At 65.5% G+C, this 22,637-nt stretch carries 22 protein-coding genes; 7 read left to right on the top strand and 15 right to left on the bottom strand.

Annotated features, from left to right (window positions below):
- Positions 1-10: 10 nt before the first annotated feature.
- Both truA and fmt read right to left on the bottom strand, forming a co-directional pair.
- Complete coding sequence (gene truA, locus FHY04_RS11465; RefSeq protein WP_183936496.1) at positions 11-751, bottom strand: tRNA pseudouridine(38-40) synthase TruA; 741 nt, start codon at positions 749-751, stop codon at positions 11-13.
- On the bottom strand, positions 748-1,674 hold the full coding sequence (gene fmt / locus FHY04_RS11460; protein ID WP_183936495.1) for a methionyl-tRNA formyltransferase: 927 nt from the start codon (positions 1,672-1,674) through the stop codon (positions 748-750). Before fmt ends, truA begins: the two co-directional genes overlap by 4 nt.
- A 52-nt stretch (positions 1,675-1,726) precedes the next feature.
- On the opposite strand from fmt, the gene recR reads away from it, so the two are divergent.
- From recR to rmuC, 3 genes are all read left to right on the top strand, one after another.
- Positions 1,727-2,323, top strand: coding sequence for a recombination mediator RecR (gene recR, locus FHY04_RS11455; RefSeq protein WP_031393413.1), 597 nt, complete (start codon positions 1,727-1,729; stop codon positions 2,321-2,323).
- A gap of 58 nt (positions 2,324-2,381) precedes the next feature.
- Complete coding sequence (def, locus tag FHY04_RS11450; RefSeq protein ID WP_031438987.1) at positions 2,382-2,906, top strand: peptide deformylase; 525 nt, start codon at positions 2,382-2,384, stop codon at positions 2,904-2,906.
- 468 nt (positions 2,907-3,374) lie between these two features.
- Positions 3,375-4,838 (top strand): DNA recombination protein RmuC, encoded by a 1,464-nt coding sequence (gene rmuC / locus FHY04_RS11445; RefSeq protein ID WP_183936494.1) that lies wholly within the window; start codon positions 3,375-3,377, stop codon positions 4,836-4,838.
- A 9-nt stretch (positions 4,839-4,847) separates the two neighbouring features.
- Here the strand turns inward: rmuC and FHY04_RS11440 are convergent, their stop codons facing one another.
- The 7 genes from FHY04_RS11440 to FHY04_RS11410 all read right to left on the bottom strand — a co-directional run bounded on the left by FHY04_RS11440 (position 4,848) and on the right by FHY04_RS11410 (position 10,092).
- Positions 4,848-5,645 (bottom strand): RNA methyltransferase, encoded by a 798-nt coding sequence (locus FHY04_RS11440; RefSeq protein ID WP_183936493.1) that lies wholly within the window; start codon positions 5,643-5,645, stop codon positions 4,848-4,850.
- A gap of 99 nt (positions 5,646-5,744) precedes the next feature.
- Complete coding sequence (locus FHY04_RS11435; protein WP_031393409.1) at positions 5,745-6,020, bottom strand: HPr family phosphocarrier protein; 276 nt, start codon at positions 6,018-6,020, stop codon at positions 5,745-5,747.
- Positions 6,017-6,424 (bottom strand): PTS sugar transporter subunit IIA, encoded by a 408-nt coding sequence (locus FHY04_RS11430; protein ID WP_031393408.1) that lies wholly within the window; start codon positions 6,422-6,424, stop codon positions 6,017-6,019. Before FHY04_RS11430 ends, FHY04_RS11435 begins: the two co-directional genes overlap by 4 nt.
- Positions 6,425-6,440: 16 nt before the next feature.
- Complete coding sequence (gene rapZ / locus FHY04_RS11425) at positions 6,441-7,358, bottom strand: RNase adapter RapZ (protein ID WP_183936492.1); 918 nt, start codon at positions 7,356-7,358, stop codon at positions 6,441-6,443.
- A complete protein-coding gene (locus FHY04_RS11420; RefSeq protein WP_183936676.1) occupies positions 7,355-7,810 on the bottom strand; it encodes an HPr kinase/phosphorylase in 456 nt (151 codons plus the stop codon). The genes rapZ and FHY04_RS11420 overlap by 4 nt, the downstream gene beginning before the upstream one ends.
- Positions 7,800-9,383 (bottom strand): stimulus-sensing domain-containing protein, encoded by a 1,584-nt coding sequence (locus FHY04_RS11415; RefSeq protein WP_260171467.1) that lies wholly within the window; start codon positions 9,381-9,383, stop codon positions 7,800-7,802. Before FHY04_RS11415 ends, FHY04_RS11420 begins: the two co-directional genes overlap by 11 nt.
- A 1-nt stretch (position 9,384) precedes the next feature.
- The gene (locus FHY04_RS11410) at positions 9,385-10,092 is read right to left on the bottom strand and encodes a response regulator transcription factor (protein ID WP_031393404.1); all 708 of its coding nucleotides are present in this window, start codon (positions 10,090-10,092) and stop codon (positions 9,385-9,387) included.
- A 211-nt stretch (positions 10,093-10,303) separates the two neighbouring features.
- Here FHY04_RS11410 and FHY04_RS11405 point away from each other — a divergent pair, with 211 nt between their 5' ends.
- Complete coding sequence (locus FHY04_RS11405; RefSeq protein ID WP_221211759.1) at positions 10,304-11,905, top strand: phosphoenolpyruvate carboxykinase; 1,602 nt, start codon at positions 10,304-10,306, stop codon at positions 11,903-11,905.
- A gap of 112 nt (positions 11,906-12,017) precedes the next feature.
- Here the strand turns inward: FHY04_RS11405 and FHY04_RS11400 are convergent, their stop codons facing one another.
- Both FHY04_RS11400 and FHY04_RS11395 read right to left on the bottom strand, forming a co-directional pair.
- Positions 12,018-12,455, bottom strand: a complete 438-nt coding sequence (locus FHY04_RS11400; RefSeq protein ID WP_183936489.1) for an NfeD family protein — start codon at positions 12,453-12,455, stop codon at positions 12,018-12,020.
- On the bottom strand, positions 12,455-13,447 hold the full coding sequence (locus tag FHY04_RS11395) for an SPFH domain-containing protein (protein WP_183936488.1): 993 nt from the start codon (positions 13,445-13,447) through the stop codon (positions 12,455-12,457). Before FHY04_RS11395 ends, FHY04_RS11400 begins: the two co-directional genes overlap by 1 nt.
- Positions 13,448-13,567: 120 nt before the next feature.
- Between FHY04_RS11395 and guaB the strand changes: the two genes are divergently transcribed.
- From guaB to FHY04_RS11380, 3 genes are all read left to right on the top strand, one after another.
- Positions 13,568-15,025, top strand: coding sequence for an IMP dehydrogenase (gene guaB, locus FHY04_RS11390; RefSeq protein WP_031393400.1), 1,458 nt, complete (start codon positions 13,568-13,570; stop codon positions 15,023-15,025).
- 173 nt (positions 15,026-15,198) lie between these two features.
- Positions 15,199-16,386, top strand: a complete 1,188-nt coding sequence (locus FHY04_RS11385; protein WP_183936487.1) for an RsmB/NOP family class I SAM-dependent RNA methyltransferase — start codon at positions 15,199-15,201, stop codon at positions 16,384-16,386.
- Positions 16,387-16,418: 32 nt separating this feature from the next.
- Positions 16,419-16,919, top strand: a complete 501-nt coding sequence (locus FHY04_RS11380; RefSeq protein WP_031393398.1) for a tetratricopeptide repeat protein — start codon at positions 16,419-16,421, stop codon at positions 16,917-16,919.
- A gap of 11 nt (positions 16,920-16,930) precedes the next feature.
- Here FHY04_RS11380 and rsmA read toward each other — a convergent pair whose 3' ends face one another.
- From rsmA to FHY04_RS11360, 4 genes are all read right to left on the bottom strand, one after another.
- Complete coding sequence (gene rsmA, locus FHY04_RS11375; protein WP_183936486.1) at positions 16,931-17,782, bottom strand: 16S rRNA (adenine(1518)-N(6)/adenine(1519)-N(6))-dimethyltransferase RsmA; 852 nt, start codon at positions 17,780-17,782, stop codon at positions 16,931-16,933.
- Positions 17,779-18,789, bottom strand: a complete 1,011-nt coding sequence (gene pdxA, locus FHY04_RS11370) for a 4-hydroxythreonine-4-phosphate dehydrogenase PdxA (protein ID WP_183936485.1) — start codon at positions 18,787-18,789, stop codon at positions 17,779-17,781. The genes rsmA and pdxA overlap by 4 nt, the downstream gene beginning before the upstream one ends.
- 7 nt (positions 18,790-18,796) lie before the next feature.
- Positions 18,797-20,140 carry a peptidylprolyl isomerase gene (locus FHY04_RS11365; RefSeq protein ID WP_409349162.1) on the bottom strand — a complete coding sequence of 448 codons (1,344 nt, stop codon included), beginning with the start codon at positions 20,138-20,140 and terminating at the stop codon, positions 18,797-18,799.
- A 138-nt stretch (positions 20,141-20,278) separates the two neighbouring features.
- Positions 20,279-22,522, bottom strand: a complete 2,244-nt coding sequence (locus tag FHY04_RS11360) for an LPS-assembly protein LptD (RefSeq protein WP_183936675.1) — start codon at positions 22,520-22,522, stop codon at positions 20,279-20,281.
- Between the last annotated feature and the right edge of the window lie 115 nt (positions 22,523-22,637).

The raw sequence follows: 22,637 nt of genomic DNA, 5'->3' as shown, positions 1-22,637 counted from the left end.
TGTTAATTTCTCAAGGATAAACCGCAGTCACGAAGAACAACCCATCGGGCGGTGCATTGAGCCCCAGCATCGCCCGATCCTTCGCCGCCAGCGCGTCCGCGACATCGCCGACCGCCCAGCGCCCCATGCCGACCAGCGCCAGACACCCGACCATCGACCGCACCTGGTGATGCAGGAACGACCGCGCCGCCGCGTAGACGAACAGCCGCTCGCCCTCGCGTACCACATCCAGCCGGTCCAAAGTCCGCATCGGACTGTCCGCCTGGCAATGCGCCGACCGGAACGTCGTGAAGTCATGCCGCCCCACCAGCGCGCGCGCCGCCTCCGCCATCGCCTCCGCATCGAGCGGCTGCGGCACCTGCCACGCCAGCCCCGCCTCGAAGCTCAGCGGCGCACGCCGGTTGACGATCCGATACTCGTACGACCGCCCGATACACGAGAACCGCGCATGCCAGTCGTCGGGCACCACCTCGCACGCCAGCACCGACACCGGCGCCGGTTTGACCAGCGCGTTCAGCCCCTCCATCAAGCGGAACGCCGCGACCGGCTTCTCGATATCGACATGCGCGCGCATCGCGATCCCGTGCACCCCCGCATCGGTCCGCCCCGCCGCCTGCACCGACACGGCCTCGCCGGTCATCTTCAGCACCGCCGCCTCGAGCGCGGCCTGGACGCTCGGCCCGTGCTTCTGTCGCTGCCAGCCCATGAACGGCCGGCCGTCAAACTCCACCGTCAGCGCGAACCGCGTCAAAGCTGGGTCCCCGAGGGAATCGAAAACCCGCGCAGCAGCTCCTCGGCCGATGTCACGCCGCGTCCGGCCCGCTGCACCAGTGTGGGCCGGATCGCACCGTCGCCGCACCCGATCGTCAGCTCGGCATTCACCGTCAGCCCCTCGCACCCGAGAAAGCTGAACGGCAAAACGTCCGCCGCCAGCACCTTCACGCGCTCGCCGGCAACCTCGAACCACGCGCCGGGCGCCGGGTTCATCGCGCGCACCAGCCGCTCGACCTCGACCGCCGACCGCTCGAAATCGACCCGCGCCTCCGCCTTGTCGATCTTGGCCGCATAGGTGACGCCCTCCTCGGGTTGCGGCCGGGCAGGGTAGGCGTCGAGATCGCCCAGCACCTCGACCATCAACCGCGCCCCCATCACCGACAGCTCGGTGGTCAGCTCGCCCGCGGTCTTGCCCGCGACCGGCGTCCGCCCCTCGAGCCTGACGGGCCCGGTATCCAGCCCAGCCTCCATCTGCATGATCCCGACCCCGGTCTCCGCATCGCCCGCGAGGATCGCACGCTGCACCGGCGCCGCCCCGCGCCACCGCGGCAACAGCGAGCCATGGACGTTCAGGCACCCGAACCGCGGCGCATCGAGCACCGCGCGCGGCAGGATCAGGCCATAGGCGGCCACGACCGCGACATCCGCCTCCAGCGCGGCAAACGCTTCCCGCGCCTCAAGCCCCTCGGGCAGCGACGCCTTGAACGACACCGGCGTCCGAACCTCGATGCCCAGCGCCTCCGCGCGAACCTGGACCGGCGACGGCACCAGCTCGCGTCCGCGTCGCCCGCCCGGTCGTGCCGGCTGGCAATAGGCCGCCACCACGTCATGCCCCGCCGTGACGAGGGCCTCCAGCACCGGCACCGCGAAGTCCGGCGTTCCCATGAAGATGATCCGCATGCCCCTCTCGAACACGCTGGCGGGGAGCGACGCAACCCCCTATCTGGTCGTGATGGCATCCCCCGAGATCGAGGCGCTGACGCAGGCGCTGGCCCGGCTCCCCGGCCTCGGCCCCCGGTCCGCACGCCGCGCCGTGCTCCATCTGCTCAAGAAGCGCGACGCCGCGCTGGGGCCGCTGCGCGAGGCGCTGACCGCGGTCGACGAGCGGCTGGAAAATTGCAGCGTCTGCGGCAATGTCGACACCACCAACCCGTGCGCGATCTGCGCCGACCCGCGCCGCGACCAGCGCTCGCTCTGCGTCGTCGAGGAGGTCGCCGATCTCTGGGCGCTCGATCGCTCGCGGCTGTTCCCCGGTCGCTTCCACGTCCTCGGCGGTCGCCTGTCCGCATTGGAAGGCATCCGCCCCGAGGATCTCAGCATCGACAATCTCGTTCGCCGGATCGAGGCGGGGGGGATCGACGAGGTCGTGCTCGCGATGAACGCGACGCTCGAAGGCCAGACCACCGCGCATTACATCGCCGAACGGATCGAACGATTCCCCGTCCGCGTCACGCAGCTCGCGCACGGCCTGCCGGTGGGTGGCGAGCTCGACTATCTCGACGAGGGCACGCTCGCCCAGGCGCTGCGCGCACGCCGCCCGATGGCCTGATCGTCGCGGCCTAACCCAAATGCTTGACGGCTCAACCCGCGGAACCTAGCTGCGCAGCATGACCGTCATGACCGTTCTCGAAGTCCCCGATCCCCGCCTGCGCCTCGTCGCGGAGCCGGTGGCGTCGGTGGACGATTCCACCCGTACGCTCGTCGCCGACATGATCGAGACGATGTACGACTTCAACGGCATCGGCCTCGCCGCGACTCAGGTCGGCGTGCAGCAGCGCGTTCTCGTCATCGACCTTCAGGAAGAGAAGGACGAAGAGGACAAGCCGATCAGGAATCCCAAGGCCTATATCAACGCCGAGATCCTTTCGGTCAGCGAAGAGATGTCGACCTATAACGAGGGCTGCCTCTCGATCCCCGAGCAATATGCCGAGGTCGTCCGCCCCGCCCGGTGCCGCGTGAAGTGGCTCGACGAGACCGGCGCCGCGCATGAGGAAGAGCTCGACGGCCTGCTCTCGACCTGCATGCAGCACGAGATCGACCATCTCGACGGCGTATTGTTCATCGACCACATTAGCCGCCTCAAGCGCGACATGGTCCTCAAGAAACTCGCCAAGGCCCGCAAGCTCGGCTGACCCGGCGCCGGTCGTTACCTCGACCGGCCAACCCAGACCAGGTCCCCGGCGAAGGCCGGGGCCCAGGCAGGGATGCCCCCGTAATCGCGGGCGGCACACGCCAAGAACACTGCCCAGCAAACACCGGAGCCCACCTGCGATAGCTCCGCAGCGAGGGGCGGCGCACCCCCAAAAGCACCACCCCGGCGAAGGCCGGGGCCCAGTTGGCACGTCCCCGGCGATAACTCACTACCGCCCGCAAAGCCCAACTCTGCTACAGTAGCGACCAAGGCCAACGCCCGCAGGTAGGAAAATCCCTCTGTCCCACCCACGTCGTTCGTGCTATGTTCCACCGATGACCTTTCAGACCGTGCCCCCCCAGCCGCCCGCGCCCAAACCCTGCCTTGCCGGGCGCCTCGCCGGAAATTGTACGGATCTCGGCGCAAAACACGCTTATCGTCTCAACATTCGCAACATTGGGACGCTGGCATGACCGAACTCGTGATCGTCGCGCTGCTCGCCGCCGCCGCCGGGTTGCTGCTCGGCTGGCTGCTGGCCTCGCGTCGTGCCGGCGCACTCGCCAGCGATCTCGCGGTCGCCAAGACCAGAGCCGCCGACTATGATCTGGTCCGCACCGCGCGCGACGCGGTCGAGCAGGAGCGCAACGCCGCGCTTCAGGATCTCGCCACGCTGCGTGCGCAGAATGCCGAGCGGGCCGGGGAGGCGGATCGCCTGCGCACCGATCTCGCGACGATCCGCGCCGACCGCGACGCCGCGCGCACCGAACTCGCTACCGAGCATGCCCGCAGCGAGGCGTTCGAGGCGCGGCTGGTCGAGTTCCGCGACGCCAAGGACGTCATGGCGGCTCAGTTCGGCGACGTCGCCAACAAGCTGCTGAGCGACGCGCAGAAGACCTTTCTCGACCGCGCCGACGCCCGCTTCCGCCAGTCCGAGGAATCCGCCGGGCAGAACCTCAAGTCGATGCTCCAGCCCGTCAGCGACCGGCTGCAACGCTATGAGGAGGGCGTCGCCAAGGTCGAGGCGGAACGCCGCGACGCGTTCGGCGATCTCAAGGGGCAGATCGAACAGATGCGGCTCGGCCAGGAAAAGGTCTCGACCGAAGCCGCCAAGCTCGTCAACTCGCTCCGCAACGCCCCCAAGTCACGCGGTCGCTGGGGCGAGCAGCAGTTGAAGAACGTGCTCGAAACCTGCGGTCTGAGCGAACATACCGATTTCCAGACCGAGGTCAGCGTCGCGGTCGGTGATGCCGATGAGCGCGCCGGCGCCCGGCTGCGCCCCGACGCGATCATCCGCGTCCCGGGCGGCCGCGCACTCGTCATCGATGCCAAGGTCTCGCTCAACGCCTATCAGGATGCGTTCGGCGCGGTCGACGAGGCCGAGCGGCTGGTCGGTCTGGCGGCGCACGCCGCGTCGATGCGCGCGCACGTCAACGGGCTCGGCAACAAGGCCTATTGGAGCCAGTTCGCGGACACGCCCGACTATGTGATCATGTTCGTCCCCGGCGAGCATTTCCTCTCCGCTGCGCTTGAGCATGATCCGACGCTCTGGGATTTCGCGTTTGAAAAGAGGGTGTTGCTCGCCACTCCTACTAATCTTATTGCGATCGCGCGGACCGTCGCCGCGGTCTGGCGGCAGGAAAAGCTCGCCAACGAGGCGCGCAAGATTGGCGAGCTCGGCAAGGAAATGCACGACCGGCTCGCCAAGGTCGCCGACGATCTGCGGAAGGTCGGGGTCGGGCTCAACAGCGCGGTGAAGAACTTCAACGGCTTCACCAACTCGTTCAACGGCCGTCTGATGGTCACCGGCCGCAAGTTCCGCGACCTCAATATCGAGACCGGCGCGCGCGATCTCGAGGACGTGTCGTCGATCGACGCGCTGGCGCTGGGCGAGGGGCCGGCACTGATCGAGAAACCGGAGACCGCGGACGTTTAAGGCGCGTTTTCAACTCTGTTGGGCAAGAACCTCATAGGCCATCACTGCGGTGGCGACCGCCGCGTTGAGGCTGTCGGCCTTGCCCAGCATCGGAATCTTGACCAGCGTGTCGCACCCTTCGGCCATCTCCGCCGGCATGCCCTGCGCCTCGTTGCCGGTCAGCAGGAAGGTCGGGGCGCCGTACGTCGCCGCCCGGTAATCGGTCTCGGTGTCGAGGCTCAGCCCGACCAGCTGCCCAGGGCCGCTGCGGAGCCAGGCCTCGAACGGCGCCCACTCGGTCTTGACGACCGGAATGGTGAACAGCGCCCCCATGCTCGCCCGCACCGCCTCGACCGAGAACGGATCGACCGACTCGCCGATCAGGATCAGCCCGCCCGCCCCGACGGCATCACCGGTCCGCAGAATCGTGCCGAGATTGCCCGGATCCCGCAGTCGCTCGGCGACCAGCCAGATCCCCGCACTGGTCCGGTCCAGATCCTCAAGTGCCGCGTCGAACTCGTCGAACACGCCGACCACCGCCTGCGGATTGTCCTTGCCCGACAGCTTCGACAGGATGTCTGGCGTCGTCTGGATCGATTCGCCACCCGCCTCCTCGACATCCATCGACAGCGCATGGACCAGCGGGTGGTTGGCACTCGCCGCGGCGTAGAAGAGCGTGCGGGGCAGGCGGCCGGTCTCGCGAGCCTCGGTCAGGATCCGCAACCCCTCGGCAAGGAACTGCCGCGCGGCCTTGCGATGTCGCTTGTCGCGAAGATCGCGGACATATTTGATCAACGGGTTCGAGAAAGCGGTAATTTCGCGAGGCATTTATCGGCCCTTCGGCGCGCGGAAACAGGGGAGGTTGGTCAGCACACGCTGCTCATGCCCGTCGCAACCCCGCGCGGCAAGCGCTGCGGGGAAGGGGGCTCAATCCTCGCCGAACTTGGCTTCGACAAGTTCGACCAGCCGGGCGACGGTTTCATCCGCGCCGTCGCCGGTCGCCGATATGACGATCGAGTCGCCCATCGCGGCCCCGAGCATCATCAGCCCCATGATCGACGTTCCCGTCACGCTCCCCGCGCCGTCCTTCTCGACCAGCACGTCGCAAGGTTGCGAGGAGGCAAGTGTGACAAACTTTGCGCTGGCCCGGGCATGCAATCCCCGGCGGTTGGTGATCAGGACCGTGCGCGCAACCGCGGTCACGCTGCCGCCTCGCCGAGAACCTCGGATGCGACGGAAATATATTTCCGGCCGGCTTCGCGTGCGGCAGCGACCGCCGCCACGACCGTCATCGCCTTGCGTGCTGACCCCAGCCGGATCAGCATCGGCAGATTCATTCCCGCGATCACCTCCACCCGGCCCCGCTCCATCAGGGAGATGGCAAGATTTGACGGGGTACCGCCGAACAGATCGGTCAGGACGATCACGCCGCGCCCCGCATCGACCTCGGCGATCGCCGTCGCGATATCCGCGCGGCGTTCCTCCATATCGTCATCCGGGCCGATCGCGATTGCCGCGACACGTTCCTGCGGGCCGACGACATGGACCATTGCGGTCACGAACTCGTCGGCGAGCCGCCCGTGGGTCACCAAAACTAGGCCGATCATATCAGACGCTTCATACTCATAAGCCGACCGGTGGTCCCTCAAGCGAGTCCTGCGGCGCGGCCCCCAGGTCGCGATGGTTTACCGTGGGCGAAAAACCCTCTGCGCGCAACCGTCCGGCGATCCGTTCGGCAACATGAACCGATCGGTGTCTCCCTCCGGTACACCCGATCGCAACGCTGACATAGGACTTGCCCTCCGCCTTGTAGCGCGGCAGCAACAGGAGCAGCAGATCCTCGATGTGGCTGACAGCGGCTTCATAGGCCGGATCGGCCATGACATATTGCGCAACCTCCGCATCCAGTCCGGTCCCAGGACGCAGCTGCGGATCCCAATGCGGATTTCGCATAAACCGCATGTCGAAGACGAGGTCAGCGTTGCGCGGTAGCCCGCGCGCGAAGCCGAACGACTGGATCGACAGCGTCGGAGCACCCTGATCGTCCTGCGCGAAGCTGTGGCGGATCTGTTGCGCCAGTTCGTTGGCCGCCAATGTCGTCGTGTCGATCAAACGGTTCGCCCAGTCGCGCAGCGGCCGCAGCATTTCACGCTCGCGCGCGATCCCGTCGCCCGCGGGGCGATCGGGGGCTAGCGGATGCCGCCGCCGCGTCTCGGAATAGCGTCGCTCGAGTTCTACCCCCGAACAGTCGAGGAACAGCGTCCCGATTTCCAGACCGTGCCGATCGCGCAGATCGCGGATACGCCCGATGATGCGATCGGCATCAAAATCGCGCGTTTGCGAGCCAATACCAATCGCCAGGGGGGTGGAATCATCCATTTGTCCCTGTGCGCGCGGCGTATCCAGCAGCCGATCGAGCAGCAGGAGCGGCAGATTGTCGACGATCTCCCAGCCCAGATCCTCAAGCGTCTTGAGAACGGTCGATTTGCCCGCGCCCGACATGCCGGTGATCAGCAGGATCGGCTTTGATTGGCGCGTCATGCGGCGAGAATTCCGTGTGTCAGAGCCAGTTCAACCTTCAGTGGAGCGGACGCCTGGCGCGGTTCGAGCAGGAGGACCGGGATATCGACACCAGCGATCCGCCGCGCCTCAAGTTCGGGCATCCGCGGAACCTGTCCTCCTAGCCGTACGAGCAGGGCGATGGGTATGTCGACAACATAGGGCATGGCGATAATGCCCAGACCCCGAACCTCGATCCGGCCTGCGATGGAAGCGGGTGGGTGTGCCAGCAACCGGGTACCCGAGCGCACCACGATGGTCTGGTCGTCGCTGACCAGCATTGCGCCGCGGTCGATCAGGCGAAGGGCGAGGTCGGATTTGCCGATGCCGGAAGGTCCTTCCAGCAGGACGCCCTGGCCGCCGATCGAGACGGTCGTCGCATGCAGGCGATCGGACGAGAGGACAGACAGAACTAGAGCTCCCTCATCGTGCATATAGCGGCAGATGGAGTACGAACCGGGCACCGCCCAGCCGATCATCGCGCGATTCGACGGTGATCGTGCCCTGATGCCCCTCGACGATGGTGCGCGCAATGGCGAGCCCCAATCCGGAGTGACGGCCGAAGGCTTCGCCGTCAGGTCTGACCGAGTGGAAGCGGCGAAAGATCGTATCGCGTGCGTCTGGAGGGACGCCCGGGCCCTCATCCTCGACACGAAGGACGACCTCGTGCGCGCCGCGCATGGCGGACAGCGTGATCAGGCCACGGTCGGGCGAGAAGGACACCGCGTTATCAATCAGGTTCTCGATTACACGCTCGAGCCGGGCGCCTTCGCCGAGCACAACGAACGGGCCATCGTCGCTGCGGTCGAAGCGAAAGCGGATTTCACGTTCGACGTCGCGAGCGAGGCGCTGCGACAGCAAGCCGTCGATCAGGCTGACCATGTCGATCGGTTCGAACTTTGCCCGGCTGAGCTGTGCGTCGAGTCGCGACGCGTCGGAGATGTCGGAGATCAGCCGATCGAGCCGATGGACATCATCCCGCACGATCGCCATCAACTGCTCCTTGAGCGCTGGATCCTGCACACGTGACAGGCCTTCGACCGCAGACCGCAAGGACGCCAGCGGGTTCTTCATTTCATGCGTCACGTCCGCAGCGAAGGCTTCGGTCGCGTCGATGCGGGCCCTGAGCGCCAGGCTCATGTCCGACAGCGCGCGGGCGAGCATCCCCAATTCATCCCGGCGCGACGGCAGCCGAGGGACAACGACCTCGCGCGCGCGTCCGAGCCGTACCCGTACCGCCGCTCGTGCCAGACGGCGGAGGGGGCGGACGATCGTTCGTGCAAGGAATAGCGAGAGCAGCACGGAGACGATCGAGACCAGCAACAGCACCATGCTCAGGCGGAAGCGTTCGATACGCACGGTGCGCGTGATGTCGCGCGCGTTCACCGTCGTCATCACCACGCCGCCGCCTGGCACGCGGGCTGCTGCCGTTATCACCGGGGTGCGGTCAGGTGCGCGCCAGACCGTCGTGGAGATGCCATGCCGCAACCGTACGTCCTCGACGTCGGGCCAGCGTTGCCGCGGCCCGCGTTCGCGGTAAAGCGGTGCGCGGGGCGCCATCACGACCACGTCGATGACCGCGTCGAGAAAGCGCGCGGCATCCTGCCCCCAGTCTTCCTTGTCCGGGTCGTGCAGCACGAAACTGCGCAGCCCAAGTGCGCGACTGTCCTTGATGATCTGCCCGTCGCGGTCGAAGACCCGGATCTGCGAGCCCGTATCCTGCGCCAGCCGAACGATGAGCGGCTCACGCAGCGCCGGATCGACTGCGGCGATTGCCTCACCGATCAGCCGCGCCTCGCGTGCGGCCTGCGCGACGCGGCTGTCGACGATCCGGCTGCGATAGGAATCGAGGTAGAAAAAGCCGCCTGCGAGCAGCAGGAGCGCAAAGATATTGACGGCGAGGATGCGCCGCGTGAGCGAGATCTGACCCGACCAGCGTAATGTCAGATCGCGACCGTCATCCTCGGTTCGATCGCCCACGTCGTCGCGCGGATCGCTCCGTCCCATGTTAATCCTCGGAGAACCGATAGCCTGCCCCATACAGTGTTTCGATCGCGTCGAAATCTGGATCGACCTGTCGGAACTTGCGACGCAGCCGCTTTATGTGGCTGTCGATCGTCCGGTCGTCGACATAGATGTCGTCCTGATAGGCGGCGTCCATCAACTGGTTGCGCGTCTTGACGATACCCGGCCGCTGCGCGAGCGTTTCGAGAATCATGAATTCCGTCACCGTCAGTGTCACGGGTTCGCCAGCCCACAGGGTCCGGTGGCGCGCCGGGTCCATGCTGAGCCGCCCCCGGTCAAGCGGCCCGGCCGCCTCGGCCTCCGTCTCCGTGCCAGGCGACCGGGTCAACTCCGCGCGCCGCAGGATCGCCCGGACCCGCGCAATCAGCAATCGCTGCGAGAACGGCTTCGCGATATAATCGTCCGCCCCCATCGCAAGGCCAAGCGCCTCGTCGAGTTCGTCATCCTTGCTGGTCAGGAAGATGACAGGTATCTGGCTCTTTTCGCGCAGCCGCCGCAACAGTTCCAGACCATCCATACGGGGCATCTTGATGTCGAAGATCGCCAGATCGGGGGGATTGTCCGTCAAGGCCTTCAGCGCGGTCTCGCCGTCCGAATAGACCCGCGTGACAAACCCCTCGGTCTGAAGGGCGATCGACACGGACGTCAGGATGTTTCGGTCGTCATCGACGAGCGCGATCGTTGCCGTCATGGTCTGGCTGTCATCTTCTTGGCGCCCGCCGGGATAAATCTCGGGCTGCGTAGGGCAAAGTGCTAACGTACTCAACCGGGGTACACCAGACCGCGGCTTGAGTTACACGCCCTCCGGTCGATTTGACCCGGATCACAGGCCCGCCTAGATCGAGCCTCAACGACATACATACGTATGCGCAAGTGTCTTATGGAGAGATGCCGTGTCTGATTTGCGAACCCCTGCCTCAGGGCTCGATGCGCAGGGAATTGAAACACATGCGGAGGTGCACTGGAATCTGGTGACCGCGCAGCTGGTCGAAGCCGCGCTCGACCGGGGTGAGGGGCGTCTGTCCGCCGACGGGCCCCTGGTCGTCGAAACGGGCGCCCATACCGGACGTTCGGCTCAGGACAAGTTCATCGTCCGCGACGCGGAAACCGAAGCGACCGTCTGGTGGGGCAAGAGCAACAAGCCGATGGCTCCGGCGCACTTTGCCGCATTGAAGGCGGATTTCTACGCGGCGCTGGCGCAGAAGAATACGCTGTTCGTTCAGGACCTATATGGCGGATCGCAACCCGATCACCGGGTGAATGTTCGCGTCGTCACGGAACTCGCCTGGCACAATCTCTTCATTCGCACGATGCTTGTCCGTCCGGAAGCGTCGGCGCTGAACGGCTTTGAAGCCGACTATACGATCATCGATCTGCCCAGCTTCCAGGCCGATCCCGCGCGGCATGGTTGCCGCAGCGAAACCGTCATCGCGGTCAATTTCACCGATCGGCTCATCCTTATCGGGGGTACGAAATATGCCGGGGAGATGAAAAAGTCGGTCTTCGGCCTGCTCAACTACCTCCTGCCGCTGGCCGGGGTGATGCCGATGCATTGTTCGGCAAACATGGGCGCAAACGGCGATACCGCGGTGTTCTTCGGGCTTTCTGGCACCGGCAAGACGACCTTGAGTGCCGATGCCAGCCGAACGTTGATCGGCGACGATGAGCATGGCTGGTCCGATACCGCCGTCTTCAACTTCGAAGGTGGCTGCTACGCCAAGATGATCCGTCTGTCGGCCGATGCCGAACCCGAGATCTTCGCAACGACCAAGCGGTTCGGAACGGTTCTCGAGAATGTCGTGATGGACCCTACAACGCGCCTGCTTGATCTTGACGATCACACGCTGGCAGAAAACAGCCGGGGCGCTTATCCGATCGATTTCATTCCTAACAGCTCGGCGGACAATATGGGTCCGGTCCCGCGAAACATCGTGATGTTGACCGCCGATGCATATGGCGTGCTCCCGCCAATTGCCAAATTGACTCCGGACCAGGCGATGTATCATTTCCTGTCGGGCTATACGGCGCGCGTCGCCGGCACCGAAATCGGCGTGACCGAGCCCGATGCGACATTCTCGACCTGTTTCGGCGCACCGTTCATGCCGCGGCATCCTTCGGTCTATGGTAACCTCCTGAAGGCACGGATCGCGCGCGGCGGGGTCGACTGCTGGCTGGTGAATACGGGTTGGACCGGGGGCAAATATGGTTTCGGTAGCCGCATGCCGATCAACGCGACGCGTGCGCTGCTCAACGCCGCGCTGGACGGAAGTCTGAAGACTGCGGAATTCCGTACGGACCCGAACTTCGGGTTTCAGGTTCCGGTGAGCGTGCAGGGCGTCGACGACGCCATCCTCGATCCGCGGACGACATGGGCAGATACCGATGCCTATGACGCGACGGCGGCAAAGCTGGTCGATCTGTTCGTCGAGAATTTCGCGCAGTTCTCGGAGCATGTCGATGCCAGCGTGATGCAGGCGGCGCCGAAGATGACCGAAGCCGTGTGACCACGCGCGCAGCCTGGTAGAACTGCGCGTGCCGGACCGGGATTCGGCGTTTAGCCATTCCCGGTCCGGCCATCGAAATTGAGCGGGCCGTCCGAGACGTTGCGACAATCATCTACTGCGGTTCCACAGCTACCGCGCCGTCCGTTACCGCGACGATCCTGACACGCGTTCCGACCGCCGCGTCGGGCCCCCGTGCGGGCCAGCTGCCGTCACCGACGAGAACACGACCTTGGCCGTCGACGAGCGCGGTCTCGACGATCACGATCTGACCGATCAACCGCGCCGCCCGATCATTCAACAGCGGATCCCCGCCCTCGACCGGATAGTCACGATACCATCGTTTGCCGATCGTGACCGCGACCACACTCCAGACCGCGAAGGCGCCAAGCTGTACGGCGACCGGCAGATCCGACAGCGCGAGCGCCATCACCGCGGTGAAAGCTGCGGCGATCGCCAGAAAGACCAGGAAAACGCCCGGAACAGCCAGTTCCGCGATCCCCAACACCAGCGCAGCGATCAGCCATGCAACGGCCGGTCCGATTCCATACATCAGCTTTTCGGCACCTCGTTGGTGTTCGAGAGTTCAAATGGTCCCCTGGGTGACGGCTTCGCTGCCGGGGTGGCTGACGGCACCGTGTCGCGCAGGGCATCCTTCGCAATCTCGCCAATGCCACCCAGCGTTCCCATCAACTGGGTCGCCTCGACGGGAAACAGGATCGTCTTCGCATTGGGCGACGTGGCGAATTTGCCGATTGCCTCGACATATTTCTGTGCGATGAAATAGTTGATCGCCTGCGCGCCGCCTTCCTCGATCGCCTGCGACACCGCCCGGGTGGCCGACGCTTCGGCAACGGCCGCGCGCTCGCGCGCCTCGGCATCACGAAAGGCCGATTCCTTGCGGCCCTCCGATTCGAGGATCCGTGCCTGCTTCTGGCCCTCTGCCCGGAGGATTTCCGAGGCGCGTGAGCCTTCCGCGTCCAGAATGTTTGCGCGCTTCTCGCGCTCGGCCTTCATCTGGCGGCCCATGGCGTTGACGATGTCGGCGGGCGGACGAATGTCCTTGATCTCCACCCGGGTGATCTTGACCCCCCAGGGCGTCGTTGCGTGGTCGACGACGCTCAGCAATCGCGCATTAATCTCGTCGCGCTTGCTCAACGTCTCGTCGAGATCCATCGAGCCCATGACGGTGCGAAGATTGGTCGTCGTGAGCTGCAGTAGCGCCTGATACAGGTCCGACACCTCATAGGCGGCCTTGGCCGAATCCAGCACCTGGAAGAACACGACCCCGTCGGTCGATATCATCGCATTATCCTTGGTGATGATCTCCTGCCCGGGAATATCGATCACCTGTTCCATCATGTTCACCTTCCGCCCTACGCGGTAGAAAAACGCCGGATAGAAATTGAAGCCGGGCCGCGCGACCGTGGTGAACCTTCCGAAATGTTCGATCGTGTACTGATAGCCCTGCCGTACGATCTTGATACTGGTCACCAAATAGAACAGCACCAGCGCCACTGCGAGCCCGGCGACAATCAACCCCATCGGAATATCCCCCATGCGTGTAGTGCCCGGCTATAGCACGGCGTGCGCAGAGGGGCCTAGCCGTGCGCGCCCGCTTTGGTTACATGGCGCGCCACCCCAAACCCAGGATCGGCAGCTTTCATGGATATCCGCCTCGGCCTCACTTTCGACGACGTCCTTCTGTATCCGGGGGAATCGGACGTGCTGCCAAGCCAGGCGGACACGCGGACCCAGGTAACGCGGGGGATAGCCCTCAATATTCCGATCCTGTCCTCCGCGATGGACACCGTGACCGAAGCGGACATGGCGATCGTCATGGCGCAGCTCGGCGGCATCGGCGTGCTTCACCGTAACCTGACGATCGAAGAACAGGTTGTCGCGGTCCGTCAGGTCAAGCGGTTCGAATCGGGGATGGTGGTCAACCCGATCACGATCAAGCCGACCGCCACTCTGGGCGAAGCGCAGGCGTTGATGGCCGGCCATCGGATCAGCGGCATTCCGGTCGTCGAGTCGGATGGCAAGCTGGTCGGGATTCTGACCAATCGCGACGTTCGCTTCGCCGGGAACCCGCAACAGCCGGTCAGCGAACTCATGACGCACGAGAACCTTGCAACAGTGTCGACCGAGGTCGGCAAAGAGGAAGCGCGCCGGCTGCTGCACCAGCGGCGTATCGAAAAGCTGCTGGTCGTCGATGCCGAGTATCGTTGCGTCGGCCTCATTACGGTCAAGGATATCGAAAAGGCCGTCATGTTCCCCGATGCGACCAAGGACGAAGCGGGCCGCCTGCGTGTCGCAGCGGCGACGACCGTCGGCGACAAGGGCTTCGATCGCACGGAGCAGCTGGTCGACGCCGGATGCGACCTGATCGTCATCGACACGGCACATGGTCATAACCGCGACGTCGGGCGTGCCGTCGAGCGGGTCAAGAAACTGTCCAACTCGGTCCAGGTCGTCGCCGGGAACGTCGCGACGGGCGACGCCACCCGCGCGCTGATCGACGCGGGCGCGGATGGCATCAAGGTCGGCATCGGCCCCGGGTCGATCTGCACCACGCGGGTGGTCGCCGGCGTCGGTGTGCCGCAGTTGACGGCCGTGATGGATTGCGCCGAGGCCGGTCACAAGGCTGGCGTACCGGTGATCGCAGATGGCGGTATCCGCACGTCGGGCGACATGGCCAAGGCGCTGGCCGCGGGCGCATCGACCGTGATGATCGGGTCGCTGCTCGCCGGGACGGACGAGGCGCCGGGCGAAACCTTCCTTTACCAGGGGCGCGCGTATAAATCCTATCGTGGGATGGGGTCGGTCGGCGCGATGGGTCGCGGGTCTGCGGATCGCTACTTCCAGGGCGATATCAAGGACCAGCTGAAGCTGGTTCCCGAGGGTATCGAGGGGCAGGTTGCGTATAAGGGGCCGGCACGCGACGTCGTCCACCAGCTCGTCGGCGGGATCAAGGCAGCGATGGGCTATACCGGGTCGGCGACGATTCCGGATCTGCAGGCTCGCGCGGAATTCGTCCAGATCACCGGTGCCGGCCTGATGGAGAGCCATGTCCACGACGTCACGATCACGCGCGAGGCCCCGAACTACCCGACGCGCTAGCATCGACGCCTCCCGATGCCGCAACGGGATCGGGAGGGCCCGCCGGCCGGGAATGTGGCAAGCGGATACCTGAAATCATTCCCTTCTGCGTCCGGGAGCGGGTAGGGGCAGGGGATGATGATGATCCCCTACCAAATCACTGCCCAATGTTGCGCGATCCCGGGAGGTCGGCCTTGACCCCGTCGGCGCGGACGCAGGCCGCGATCGAACTGCTCGACCAGATCATCGCCGCTGCCCGGGAGAGCGGCGCGGCAGCCGACACGCTGATCGCGCGCTACTTCGCCACGCGCCGCTATGCTGGGTCGAAGGATCGCCGCGCGGTGCGCGAACTCGTCTATGCGGCGATCCGGAAGGCAGGGGATCGTCCTGAGGACGGTCGTGCGGCGATGCTGCTGGTGGCCGATGCTGATCCCGCGCTGGCCGCCACCTTCGACGGCTCGACCCATGCGCCAGCACCGATCGGGAAGGACGAACCGCGCGCCAGCGCCGGCGTCGCGCCGCAATGGCTGACCAAGGCGTTGCGGGCATCGGGGCTCGATGGCGCGGCGCTCACCGATCTTGCCGGGCGTGCGACGCTCGACCTGCGCGTCAACACGCTCGTCGCGGATCGTCCCGCCGTGCTCGCCGCATTGCCCGAGGCTGAGGCGACACCGCACGCTCCCGACGGAATCCGGCTGCCGACCGGCACGAATGTCGAGGCATTGCCGCTGTTCAATGAGGGTGCGCTGGAAGTCCAGGACGAGGGCAGCCAGATAGTCGGGCTCGCGATGCAGGCCAAGCCCGGCCAAAGGATCGTCGACCTCTGCGCAGGCGCTGGCGGCAAGACGCTCGCGCTCGCCGCGATGATGGCGAACACGGGTACCGTCCTGGCCTGCGATACCGATCGTAACCGGCTGTCACGGCTGGCGCCGCGCGCGACCCGTGCGGGCGCCGCGATCATCGAGACGCAGTTGCTCAACCCAACCCGTGAGATCGAGGCGTTGAGCGAATGGGCAGGCCGTGCGGACGGCGTGCTCGTCGATGCGCCTTGTTCGGGAACAGGCACGTGGCGACGCAACCCGGAAGCGCGCTGGCGCCTGACGCCCGACCGCGTATCCAGATTGCAGTCGACCCAACAGCAGGTGCTCTCGGTCGCGGCAACGCTGGTGAAACCGGGCGGTGCATTGGTATATATCGTCTGTTCGCTGCTCGATGCAGAAGGCACGGACCAGGTTGCGTGGTTCCTGGGCGCGCATCCCGGCTGGACGACCGCGCCGCTGTCGTTGCCCGCAGGCGCTGTCCATGGCCGCGGGGTTCGCCTCGAGCCCGGCCGCGACGGCACCGACGGATTTTTTGTCGCGCGCCTTATCAGCCCATGCTAGCCAAATCCGCTGTGCCCCGCCTGGAGACCATCATGCGTTTTTCGACCGTTGCCGTTGCCGCCGCGCTGACGGTCGTGTCCGTATCGACGTCACTGAGCGGCCAACGGCCCGATACGCAGATTGATGCGCGGTCGTTGCAGTTGCTAGCGCAGGGGCGAAGCCTCAAGGCGGCCGGCAATCTCGACGGTGCGACCGACATGCTCGAAACCGCGGTCGCGGTGGATCCGCGCAATCGCGCGGCGTTCGTCGAACTGGGCAGGGTCGCAGAGGCACGCGAACTGCCGGGCAAGGCGATCCGCCTTTACCGCGAGGCGCTGTTGCTCGAGCCCAACGACGTCACCGCGTTGCAGGGGCAGGGCAGTGCGTTGGTGATGAAGGGCGCGGTCGTCCGGGCCCGCGACAACCTCGCCAAGATCCGCACCATCTGCAAGGGTCAGTGTCCCGAAGCCGTGCAGCTTGCCGCGATCATCGCCAAGGGGCCGCCCATCACGACTGCGCAGGTCGTAAAGCCCGCGACCCCCGCCAAGGACTGAGCGGAACGACCTCAGCCGCTGACGGTGAGCGGCCGTGTCTTCGCAGCGCGCGCCAGTGCCACGAAATCCAGCACCGACAAGGTCTCCGCGCGTCGCGTCCCATCGATCCCGATCCGCTCCAGCGCATCGAGAGCACCAGGCACCGACTTCAGGCTCTGGCGGAGCATCTTGCGACGCTGGCCAAAGGCGGCGCCGGTCAGCCGTTCGAGCAGGGCGAAGTCGACACCCTCGGGCGCAGCATGTGGCGTGATGTGGACGACCGCGGACATGACCTTGGGAGGCGGCGTGAAGGCCGACCTGTGGACCGGCATCGCGATCCGCGACGCGCTTCGCCATTGTGCCAGCACCGCCAGACGTCCGTAATGGTCGCTATTGGTGGTCGCGACAATCCGTTCAGCGACCTCCTTCTGGAACATCAGCGTCAGCGATTGCCACCATGGCACCCAGTCCGCCGACAGCCAGCCGACCAGCAAGGCGGTACCGACATTATAGGGCAGGTTGGAGACGATGTGTGGCTTTGTCTTGAACAACGCCGGTGCGTCGATCGCCAGCGCATCGCCCTCGATGACCGTCAACTGCCCCGGGAACGCGTCGCCCAGTTCGGCTAGCGCCGGGATACAGCGGTGATCCCGCTCGATCGCCGTCACGCGCGCACCCGCCGCAAGCAAAGCGCGGGTCAGTCCACCGGGACCTGGGCCGACCTCGAGGACTTCAGCGTCGTGCAGGTCACCCGGCACAGCGGCGATGCGCGCCAGCAATTGCCCGTCGAAGAGGAAATTCTGCCCCAGCGCCTTGCTGGCATTGAGGCCGTGCCGCGCGATCACCTCGCGCAGCGGGGGGAGGGCCGTTGCCGGGGCGATCATCGACTTTCGGCGCTTTGCGCGGCACGCCGATCAGATGCTTGGCCGGCCATCGCGATCGCCGCGATCATGGCACCCGGTTCGGCAAGGTCCTTACCGGCGATCGAGAATGCCGTGCCGTGGTCAGGCGAGGTGCGCACGATAGGCAGCCCGAGCGTGATGTTGACGCCTTCGTCGAAGTGGATGGTCTTGAGCGGCACGAGCGCCTGGTCGTGATAGCAGCAGAGTGCCGCGTCATAGGTCGCGCGCGCGCGCGGGTGGAACAAGGTATCCGCCGCAAAAGGCCCGGTCGCATCGATGCCCTCCGCGCGCAGCAGCTCGATCGCCGGGGCGATGATATCAATCTCTTCACGGCCGAGCGCGCCCTGTTCGCCCGCATGCGGATTGAACCCGGCAAAGGCGAGCCTCGGGGCCGCGATCCCGAAATTCCGCGTCAACCCGCGAGCCGTTGCCCGCCCCTTTGCGACGATCAGATCGACCGACAGCAGGGACGCGACGTCGCCGAGCGGTACATGCGTTGTGATCGGCACGACACGGAGCGACGGGCCGGCAAGCATCATCACGGCATTCTCGCCCGCGACGCCGAACCGTTCAGCGACGAACTCCGTCTGCCCGGGATGGGTGAAGCCAATCGCATAAAGCTTTGCCTTCGATACCGGCCCCGTGACCAGTGCGCGTGCTGCTCCGGTCTTAACCAGTCCCACCGCAAGCTCGAGCGCGTGCAAGGCGCAACGGGCGCCCTCGACATCCGGATTCCCGGGCACGATCTCGCCCGCGTCCTCGACGCTCAGCACCGGCAACGCACCGCCGAATACCGAGGCCGCTTCGGCAGGATCCGAGAGCCGGACCACGGGCCCGGACCAGACCCGCTCGATCGCCCGGATGTCGCCGATCGCAACGAACGGAGGCAGGTCGTGCGCAACACGCGCGGCCCAGGCCTTGGCGATGATTTCAGGTCCGATCCCCGCAGGATCGCCCATCGAGACGGCGAGGGGGCGCGACTGCGGCATGTCAGGATCAGCGATATTCGACGACGGCGTCACGACGCAGATCGCGCAGCTTCTGCTGGGCGCGCAAATTGACGCGCTGCTGCTCGAGCTGTCCCTGGATCTGTTCCGAACTCGGCAGATTGCCTGACTGCGGATCGTCGCGTCCGCACAGGACGAGGGCACGTACGCCCTGTTCGGCTGACCCGAATGGCGGGCTCGATTCGCCGACCTGCAACTTGAGCATCACTTCCTGAAGCTGCGGCGGGAGATCGCGGATCCGAACGGTATCATTGTCAACGACATCCGCGCCAATGCCCGCCGCGACCTTCTCGACGGTGCCGCAGCCGCGCAGCTCCTTCGTCGCCTTTGCGAACGCCTCTGCGCGTGCCGAGGCCTGCGCCTGCGAGGTGTTGGGCGGGAAGCGCAACGTCAGCTGCTTCAGGCTGAGCCGCGCGTCGCGTGGGTCGGCGGTCAGCACTTGGCGCTTGTCGGTCAGGTACAGGATGGAATAGCCGCCCGACACCTCGATCGGACCGGCCACCTGGCCGACCTGCATCGACTGCGTCGCCTGGGCGAGCTCCGGCGGCAGCGTCGATGCGCGAACCCAGCCAAGGTCGCCGCCGACCGCGCGGGTCGACGCCTCGGAGAATTGCCGCGCATAGGACTCGAACGGCTGCGTGCCCTTCTGGATTTCCTGGATCAGCTGGCGGGCATTGGCATAGACCTGTTGCCCGTTCGTCGCATTCCCGGCGAAGTAGATTTCCTTCAGGTTGAACTCGTCCGTACCCTTGGCCGCCTCGAGGCGGTCGATGATGCCTTTGACCTCCTCGTCACCGACGTTGACGAAGGGCTCGACACGCCGCCGCAGATAGCGCTGCCAAGCCAGTTCGCCTTCGATCTGACGCTTGAGCGAGCGATCCGACGAGCCGGTCTGCCGCAGATAGGCCGCCATGGTGGCAGGGGTCCGGTTAAATCGCTTCGACACCGCGTCATAGCTCTGCGTCAGTTCGGCGGGCGTGATCGTGATGTCGGCGGTCTTTGCCTCCTGGATCTGCAGCGTTTCGTCGATCAGCTGCCGCAGGACCTGGAGCTTCAACCGGTCGCGGTCTTCGGGCGAGAGCTTGGCGCCCTCATTGGCCATCGCGATCAACGCAACGCGTTGATCGACGTCGGTGCCGGTGATCACGGAATCGTTGACGATCGCCGTCGGCTTGCGGACGTTCGGATCGACCTTGCCGAAGATCTGAAGGTTCGTCGGCAGGTTAAGCCCGGTATTGTCGGGCACGCTCTGATCGGACACGGTCTGGCCGGATCCTCCAGCGGGCGCGGGCGCGGGCGTTGGCGCGGTCTGGGCAATGGCGCTTGCGGTCAGTGCGGCAAGGACCACAGCGCCGATTACGCGGCCACCACGCGCCGTCAGTCGAACATCATGCTTCAAGGTGTCGGTATCCCATCATCGCGTATCATCGCACGTGCCGCGCGGCCTACCCTGGCGTAGCTGAATGCGGGCTTAGCGGCCAAGATTGGTGAAGGCCAGCGTCAGCAGGAAACTGTTCCCCTTCCGCGCATCACCGGTATCGTTGTACGTCCGCCGCCACGTCGCGCCAAGCCGCAGGCAATCGTCTTCATACTGCACGCCGACACGGTGGCGGATCGGGCTGAAACCGTCGCTGACCGACAGCGGATCTTCCGACTTGTTCGTCAAATCGACGACCCCCGATCCGAAGGCCGACCAGAACCGGGCAAACTGGACACGGCCGGCGACGCGGATCTCCTCGCGGTCGCGCAAATCCTCGATCGCGGCGTCGATGTTGCGGTTCAGCTTGAGATAGCCGACGAGCACATAGGTTGCGCGCGATCCGATCGTGGCGTCGATCTCGTTGCGGCGGATCGCCAGGCTATCCTTGTCGAGCCGGTAGCGGTGCACCACCGAGACAAAGTCGCGGAACCGCAATTCGCTGCGACCGACAATATCTGAGAACCGGTCGCTGAGCCCGGTACCGTCGGGCAGGATGGTCGGGCGCGTGCCCAGGCGATAGCTCTGTCCGATATTCGTTGTGAACGCGATTCCCGGAAGGTCGAGTGCCCACTCGCCACCATAGGTAGCGCGCGAGGAATCCTCGAACCGGTCATACCCGGCAAACCGGTTCAGTGCGAACAGGTTGGTATCGTCGAGGTCGACGGCCCGCGAATCCTCGTTGGGGATGCGCGTGTTGGCAATGCTCGGTGCGGCTACGAGCTGGACACGCGGCGTGAACCGCTGCGTGCCGCCGAGGAACGTGCCGATGAAAGGCCATTTCACGTCGACGGCCGCTGCGCCGATCGCCCGCTTGTGAAATCCTTCGAGTCCGCGATAACTGACGATCGAGGTCGCGTCCGTGTTGTCCGTGTTGTAGGCGTCGGCGCGGGCGAATGCCGTGAAGGTGACTTCCTGACCCCAGTTCGTCAGGCGTCGAAGATCCCATTGCGCGCTGGCGAACGCGCGCTGCGTGTCCTGTCCGTCGGTGCGTGTCAGCGCGAGCGTGTTGAGCTGGAGCTGCACGCGGCCCCCGACCAGTCCATCGTCGAAGCGCTTGCGATAGTCGATCTCGGGAAGCGCGATCGGCTGCTGACCCTGGCTGTCGTTGACGCGCAGCGTCTGGACGTACCAGCCGGTCAGGGCAAAATAGCTGCTGTCGTCGATCCGCTCGAGGCTAGCCGTGCTGCGCAACCGGTCGTCGCGCGAGATGTCGTAGCGCCGCAGGAACGTCCGGTCGGTCGTTAGGCGGAGCGAGCCGCTGACACTCCAGTTGGGCGTCAGCTGATAGCGCGCCATGCCGTCGAGATAGCCGCGGAACGCCATGCTGGTGTCCGCCGAATTTGCCGTGGTCAGATCGTCGCTTCGGCGGCTTTCGGTCGCATAGGCGCGCAGGCTGAACGCGCCCCTGGTGCTCAGCGCGGAATAATCGGCCTGGAGCATCGGCAGCACGCTGGTGTAGAGATGCGGCGTGATGACCAGGCCCTGGTTGGGCGCGAGCTTCACATAATAGGGAATGCTGACTTCGAAACCGTTGACCCGGCTATATCCGCCATTGGGCGATAGCAGCCCGCTGTCGCTGCCCCCGCCGACGGGATTCGAGAATTTGGGTAGCGGCAGGCTGGGAAGGCCGAACAGGTGCAGGCGCGCGCCGGCGTAATAAATCCGCTTGCGGTCGGGGCGATAGGTGACGCTGACCGCGGTTATCTTCCACGTTGGCTCCTTGGGGCAACCGGCCGAGTTGACGACGGCGCAGGGCGTATATGCGGCACTGCGCAGTTCGACCGTGCCATCAGCCTCGCGCGTCCCTTGCTTGGCGGCCAGCCTGCCGCCCTGTTCGAGCACGACGAGCATGTTGTCGACGACGCCGTCTTTCAGCGAGTCGGTCAGCTCGATCGAGTCGCCATAGGCAATGTCGCCCTGGGGGTTGGTGACCGCGATATTGCCCGTCGCAAGAACCTTGCCCGTCTTGCGGTTCCACACCACTTTGTCGGCGCGCAGCCGATCGCCCTGGCGGAACATGCGGACCTCGCCAGTTGCCGTGACGATGTCGGCGTCAGTGTCATATTCAAGACCGCTGGCGCTGAACTGCACCTGATCCGGATCCGTTGGGGTCGATGAGGTCGGCGGTTCCGGAACAGGCGGCGCTGCCGGACGCGCCTGAAGATCCTGCGCGCGCGCGGACGCTGGCAGCAGTCCCGATGCGAGCAAGGCGAGCGACAGGGCGCAACCCGCCATAAGGTCGATACGCAACACGATCCGAACCAACCCCTTTTGGAACTGCGGCCGGTCGCCGCCATACCGCGCCGCCTATCGCATCGTCCGCGCGTTGCTGCAATCGCCGTGCGTCGGA

It is taken from the genome of Sphingomonas sp. BK481 (assembly GCF_014194875.1).
Lineage (GTDB): Bacteria > Pseudomonadota > Alphaproteobacteria > Sphingomonadales > Sphingomonadaceae > Sphingomonas > Sphingomonas aerolata.
This window is presented reverse-complemented; position numbering and strand designations above follow the sequence as displayed.